Below are 7,153 nucleotides of genomic sequence, written 5' to 3' on the forward strand. Positions count from 1 at the left end.
CTCACAAACAAGATAATTCATTAGCTATTAATTCATCAAAACTTTGAGCTTTATTTATTAATTTTAACTCATTGTTATATAAAGAATATTCAGCAACCTTTGTTCTTGAATTATAATTTGAGCTCATTACAAATCCGTAAGCTCCTGAACTTTTAATAACTACTAAATCATTTGCCATTAAAGGTGGTAAAACTATATCTTTTGCTAAGAAATCTCCACTTTCACAAACTCCACCAACTAAATCAGCCTTGCTACTTTCATTTAGCTTATTTACACTAGGAAAGCTTAAAATCTCATGATATGCTTCATATAAACTTGGGCGAATTAGCTCACACATAGAAGCATCGCATATTACAAATCTTTTTCCTTCGTTGGTTTTTTCATATAAAACCTTGCTTACTAAATAACCTGCATTTCCTACAATATAGCGACCTGGCTCACAGCAAATTGTCAAATCCTGTGCTTTTGCAATATTTTTAATCATATGTGCAAACTCATCTAAATTAGGCTCTATTTCATCATTTTTGTATTTAATACCAACTCCGCCACCAATATCAAAAAACTTAATATTTAGCCCTGCGGTATTTAGTTCTTTTATAAATTTTTCTACCAAAATAGCAGCTTGGATAATACTACTTAATTCTAAGATATTTGAACCTATATGAAAATGAACTCCTACTGGATTTAAATAATCTGATTTATGTGCTTTTAAAAACATAGCCCTAGCATTATCTAGACTAACTCCGAATTTGTTTTCTTTAAGACCTGTTGAAATATAAGGATGAGTTTTTGCATCTATATTAGGATTTACACGAATACTTATATTTACTACTTGATTTTTGCTCTTTGCAATACTTTCTAAAAGCTCTAATTCAGCACTACTTTCTACATTTATATAAAGTATTTTTTGCTCTATTGCAAATTCTAATTCACTTGCACTTTTACCAACCCCACTAAAAATTATTTTATAAGGTTTAGCACCTACTTTTAAAGCTCTTCTAATCTCATTTGCACTAACACAATCAAATCCACTATCTAAATTCGCTAAAAACTTTAATAAAGATAAATTTGAATTAGCCTTAACCGCGTAAAAAATATTATTTTTAGCTCCACTAAATGCTTTTTTAATACTATTAAATCTATTTTCAATCTCGTTAAAATCATACAAATAAAAAGGTGTATTAATACCATTTGCAAGTTTTAAAAAGTCCATTATTATCCCTTTATAATCAATTTTTCATCTATTTTTAACAAACATTATTAACGAATATATAATAATCAAAAATATAGGTAAAAGTATGGATATTTCTGGATTTATTACTCCATTTTGTGCAAATCTTAATAATAAAAATAAACTACCATAGAATAATAATGATATAAAAGTATATATTAAACCTATTAAATTTAAATCTGAAAATCTAGGCATAATAGGTAATTTATAAAAAATAATTAATGATAAAAATGGTGCAAATAATAAAAATATAGTTTGTTTGTAAATATTAGCTCTAAATATATTTTGGTTACTATCAAAATTTTTAAGATAAAAAAATACATCTTGCAAACTATTTTCATCTGAGTCTAAATTATCTAAAATTTCTGGTTTAAAGTTATTTAGCGTAATTTTTTCATTAATATTTTCTTCAATCACTACTATATCATTAAAATTATCACTAAATTTATATTCTATTGATTTTACATCTTTTAAAACCCAGTTATTATTAACAAAATTTCCCTCTTTAGCTGTTGTCAAAGTAGCTATTTCATTATTTTTAATTTTTAAAATTTCAATATCATTTATCTTGTTATCGCTGTAATTACCTATGTAAATATAATCGTTGTTATATCTAAAAAATAAATCATTTTTCTTACTGTTTACATAACCATATTTTAAAATATTTGATTTATATTTTTCTGAGTATGATAGATTTGTATAATTAAAAAAAATAGCTATTATAGAAAACAAAATACTAACTATAAAAGCTGGAATAAGACTAGCATTCTTGCTAAGTCCTAAAGAATAAAACGCTATGAATTCATTCTTCTTAATTAATGTTATTTTCGTATAGATTATAGATAAAATTTGAGTTATTGGTAAAACATAATAAAAAGCTGTAAAAATAGTAAAAAATATATACAATAAAAAAATATTTGTATTTAAATTTAGCTTATTATAATTTACAAAAATATCAATCATTAAATAAAACATAATAAAAGCTATTGTAAATACAAAACAATTCTTAAAATATAAAGAAAATAAATATCTAAAATATACTTTATTCACAGCTTATAACCAGTCTATAAAAGTTCTGCTTCCTTTTTATTTTTACTTGCAACAATTGCTAATAATGCCATAACTCCTACGCTAATGTAAGCATAAATAGGCACGCTAGCAGCTTCTCCTGCAGCATATGAGTGCATACCTGTTAAAAAGTAATTCACTCCAAAATAAGTCATAATAATACTCAAATATGCAAACATAGAGCATACTGCAAATGTAAATTGATTATTTATTCCTTTAATCATTCTAATATGTAAAACTGCAGCATAAACTAAAATAGATACTAAAGCCCAAGTTTCTTTACTATCCCAGCCCCAATATCTTCCCCAAGATTCATTAGCCCAAACACCACCTAAGAAATTGCCTAAAGTAAGCAATGATAAGCCTAAAATCATAGCCATTTCGTTAATCATTGTAGCTTCTTTTATATTTGATTTTATTCTTTCATTTAGCTTTTTATTTTTTCCTAACATAATAAATAAAACTAATACAAAAATTCCAAGTAAAGCACATAGACCTAAAAATCCATAACTAGCAGTTATGATACTAACATGAATTGTTAGCCAATAACTTTGTAAAACAGGTGCGAGATTGCCTATTTGTGGGTCAATTGAACTAAGATGAGCTACCATTAAAACAATAGCTGCAAGAATTGATGTAAGTGATAATGAAATAGGACTTTTTTTAGAAAATACAATACCACTTAAGCTTAATGCCCAAGAAATATACAATAAACTTTCATAAGAATTTGACCAAGGTGCATGACCACTTAAATATCCCCTAATAGCAAGTGCAATTGTATGAACTATGAAAACTAAAATATTTAGATAATAAACTATTTTAAAGGCAGTTTTTAGACTTGTTTTACCACTAATCATTCTTGAAAATACTAAAATTAATAGCACTAAACCACCTAATAAATAAACAGGGCTTAATTTTGTAAAAATCCCTACCTTATCAAAAGCGATTTCTAATTTAAATTTTGCTTCATCAATATTAGTTCCTTGACTAGCTTTAATCTCATTTAAAATCTTTGAACTTAAAGCATAATTATTGTCTTTATTTGCATTTATTAATGATAAAAAATAAGCTTTTAAATCAGGTTTGCTAGTTTCTAAAACATTTAAAGCTTTACCATCTTCAAAACTAGCTCTTACATAACCACCTAAAGAAGCGTAATATAAAAGATTTAAACGCTCATCAACTTTTAATAATTCTTTTTCATAAGTTCCACGCTTGTTTGGATTGGTTCTTAAAGCCTTATCAACTTCATCTTTTAAAGCATATACATTATTTGGAAAAAAATCGTAAAAACTAGCATATTTACCCTTGCCAAGATTTAAAAAATCTCTTATTTCTTGATTGCTTAGATAAATAAATTTTTCTTTAGAAAAGTCTTTAAAATCACTCATAATCCATATTAAAAGCTCTGTTGCATCTTTACCTTGATAAGTGCTTGTTTTATGAATTTTATTTACTAAATCAAGTGCTAATGAGCCAAATGGAGCTATTCTTCCATTGTCTTTTTGAACTGGTAAAACGCTTAATTCTTTTACATGTTCTTCTAGGCTAACTGGGGCTAGATTTTTATTAGCATTATCTATAGCTTCATTAATGTCATCAGAATGTAAAAGCGGAGTTAAAGCACTAAGTAAAAGCACTAATGAACTCATTTTTGCTAAGCGTTTTGTTAAAATCATAAAGCGTGAATTTTTATAAATCAAGTTTAAAAATAATCCTATACCTAATAATAAATATCCAATATAAGTTGGTATTTTGCCTGGGTCTTGATTTACACTTAAAATAGTTCCTAGCTCATCTTTATCGTATGAGCTTTGATAAAATCTATAACCTTTATGGTCTAATACATTATTCATATAAATCTTATAATCCTTACTTTCATCATCATTTATTCTAATATAACTTGCATAAGATTTCGGAGAATTTGAAGCCATATAACGCTCTAATTCAAATTTGTTTAAAGTAAAGCTAAATGGTAATTCAAGTAATTTAGCAGTATAAGATATGCTAAAAGTTTGATTTGCTAGAGTGATTTTTTGCCCTTCTCCTTCAAACAAATATGCGTATAAACTATCATTATCATAAGTTACTTTTACTAAATAAGCATTTGGATACTCGCTATCTTTGCTATCTTCGTAGTATTTAACGCCATTTTTGTAAAATTTATCAAATCCAATTTTGTAATTTTCAAATGAAATTACCATTCCATCATCAAGGCTAAATTCATTATCAGCTAATAATTTTATATTTTTCTTATTTTTAACATCAAATATTTCTAAATCAAAATTCGCTTTAATTTTGTTTTCGTTAAATTCTAAAAGCTTAGCATTCATTGAAATAGCTTTTTTATTTGCTATTACAACTTCTCCTAATACAACAAATCTACCTTCATCAAGGGCTAATGCACTTGAGCCTTGCTCTCCTGAAACATTTAATAATACGAAAGGTTTTCCGCCTATTTCTTCTTTATAAGCTGGTTTTGCGTGTAAAATAACTTTTTCTAATTTTAAATTAGCTATTTTGCCATCTAAATCTAAGTTAATATCTACATCATTATGACCTATTACGCTTATATATTTAAACTCATCGCTTGAATAGTATTTATTATCTTTCATAGCAGAAATACTAAAAAATGCTTCTCTTGAGCTTACTATATTTGAAGTTTCATTTTCTCTTATATGAATATATCCTTCAAATCCATAATACCTAGTAAGTGCCGAGCCAAGTAGCATAAATAAAAAACTAAGATGGAATATAAAAAGTGGTAATTTTTCATACATTTTATATCTAAATATTGCAAAAAATAAATTAATTCCTAGCAATACCTGAATAGCAGCAAACCACCAACTAGCATATATTAAAGCCCAAGCTGTAGGAGTTCCATATTTGCTTTCTATAAAAGTTGCTAAACCACTAGCAAAAGCAAACAACAAAAACAAAATTATGCTTAATTTCATACTTGATATCATCTTATACATTGTTATTCCTTAACAAAATTTATTATATAGAATATATTTTTAAAGCGTTAGTGTAAATAATTTAAATTAATATTTCGCATAAGCATGATAGTTAAAAAAATAATTTATAACTTGAGAATATATCAAATTATATAAAAATTAGTTATTAAAAATATCTTAAAAGTAATATATTGTATTAAATATACTAATTAAATTATTTTAAATTTATTTTTACTATTTAAATATTATCACTAAAAACTACAACAACTAAAAATAAAACTACAATAAATAAAACTAATAAAATAAAATATATTTTATCTTTAAAATTTATTATCAAAATAATAATTTATAAACTGTAAGTTTAATATCATTTTTTTTAACTTTACTATATTATTGATATTTATAAAATTTAACTTCATATATAACGTACAACCTATATTAGCATTGTAAAATATATATCTCATATTGATTACATTGCTTAAATTCTAAATATTTATGTCATTAAAGTCTTAGCTATTACTATTTTTAAACAATACACTCATATCAGTAATTAAACTTATATCAATATCACATAGATAAATACCATTATCTTTTGTTAGTTCTTACAATTATTCTTTTATGGTTAGTTTGTATTTTTTTAATTATTTAGATATTGTTTTATAAACATTACTTTATAGATATAAATTTGATATTTATCAGCATAAATTTTAAAGAAAAAAAGAATTATTAAAAATAAGTTAATATTTAAAATCACGCTTAAATAAAAACCATAAAAATAAGATTTAAAAACCTATGAAGTATTAACAAAATGAAAGAAAGTTTATATTCTCTCTTTCATTTTAATCTAACACACTCTCCTTAATTTATTTATATAAATGTCTTTATATCTTGTCTAACTTCTACATTTAATATAGTTTTTATCTCATTTTCTTTTCATAAATTTTTCTATCTTTCTTAACATATCTTCTAATTCATTCTTACTTTCAACTTTAATATCCTCGCTAGTTCTTTCGCCTATTATTAATTCTTAACCTAGCTTCTAATTCATTCTTACTTTTAACCTTTAAGCTTCCACCTGCCATTTGATCACAAATGTATTTATCTTTATTTTCATACTAAAGCATTTAGTTCTTTATCTTCATACTTCAACCTATGCAATGAATAGTGTTTATTTCGGATGTTAATTGATGTTTAGTTTTAAATCTATTAGTTTCAATGTCTATGATAAGTGTCATAATTTAACTCCTTTCAATTTTAACATCATTTTCGAGCTTAACTACTGAATAATCAGTAGTTAAGTTTTAGGTTTTTAAATATCTTCTCCATTTTTTCTTAATTCATTTATTAAATGTTCTCTTGCTTTAGCTCTTGCATGATTAATCTGTTCTTCAGTTAGATTAGGGTTTTTTCTTAGTAGTTCAGCAGTTCCTGCGTCAATTTGTTGTTCTATCCATTTATTAATTGCTTTTTTACTAGGTTTTTTTCTTTGTTGTGTTGTATTATTAGCGTTTGCTTCTTTTTTCTTGTTTTTTGCTTCAATTAAATCTGCTAATGCAGCGAGTAGTATAAGACCTATAATGTACGGTAATGCTTGTAATAGCATATCTACGCCTTTATCTAGTGCCCAATATATAGCATAAAGTATTCCCCATCCAATTATAGCAGGTAGCCAACCTGCACAAGCCCAAATCCAAAATAAAATCGTAAGCATTTTTTATCCTTTTTTTAGACAATATTGTCTCATTTATTTTAATTTACTTTATTTCTAAACTTTTTTATAATATATATCATAATTGATGTTGCTACAAATGTTATTGCAAAAGCAATTATGTAAGATATACAGTATTTATCCGTTGCTCCAAAAAATCTAGCTATATCATACATATCTAAACGATAA

General features: G+C 25.2%; 3 protein-coding genes and 1 pseudogene. All 4 read right to left on the reverse strand.

Annotated features, from left to right (window positions below):
* Position 1: 1 nt before the first annotated feature.
* Positions 2-1,213, reverse strand: a complete 1,212-nt coding sequence (gene lysA, locus NY022_RS08580; protein ID WP_267525307.1) for a diaminopimelate decarboxylase — start codon at positions 1,211-1,213, stop codon at positions 2-4.
* A 24-nt stretch (positions 1,214-1,237) separates the two neighbouring features.
* Positions 1,238-2,281 carry an LptF/LptG family permease gene (locus NY022_RS08585; RefSeq protein WP_267525309.1) on the reverse strand — a complete coding sequence of 348 codons (1,044 nt, stop codon included), beginning with the start codon at positions 2,279-2,281 and terminating at the stop codon, positions 1,238-1,240.
* A 14-nt stretch (positions 2,282-2,295) separates the two neighbouring features.
* Positions 2,296-4,344, reverse strand: a pseudogene (ccsA, locus tag NY022_RS08590) (cytochrome c biogenesis protein CcsA); the annotation flags it as partial.
* 2,221 nt (positions 4,345-6,565) lie between these two features.
* Positions 6,566-6,967: a hypothetical protein gene (locus tag NY022_RS08595; RefSeq protein ID WP_267525312.1), complete on the reverse strand. Its 402-nt coding sequence runs from the start codon at positions 6,965-6,967 to the stop codon at positions 6,566-6,568.
* Between the last annotated feature and the right edge of the window lie 186 nt (positions 6,968-7,153).

Source organism: Campylobacter sp. MG1 (genome assembly GCF_026616895.1).
Lineage (GTDB): Bacteria > Campylobacterota > Campylobacteria > Campylobacterales > Campylobacteraceae > Campylobacter_E.

Excerpts from the sequence above, each read along its gene's own strand:
- NY022_RS08595 (WP_267525312.1), bottom strand. The coding sequence starts at position 6,967 with ATGCTTACGATTTTATTTTGGATTTGGGCTTGTGCAGGTTGGCTACCT.
- lysA (WP_267525307.1), bottom strand. The coding sequence starts at position 1,213 with ATGGACTTTTTAAAACTTGCAAATGGTATTAATACACCTTTTTATTTG.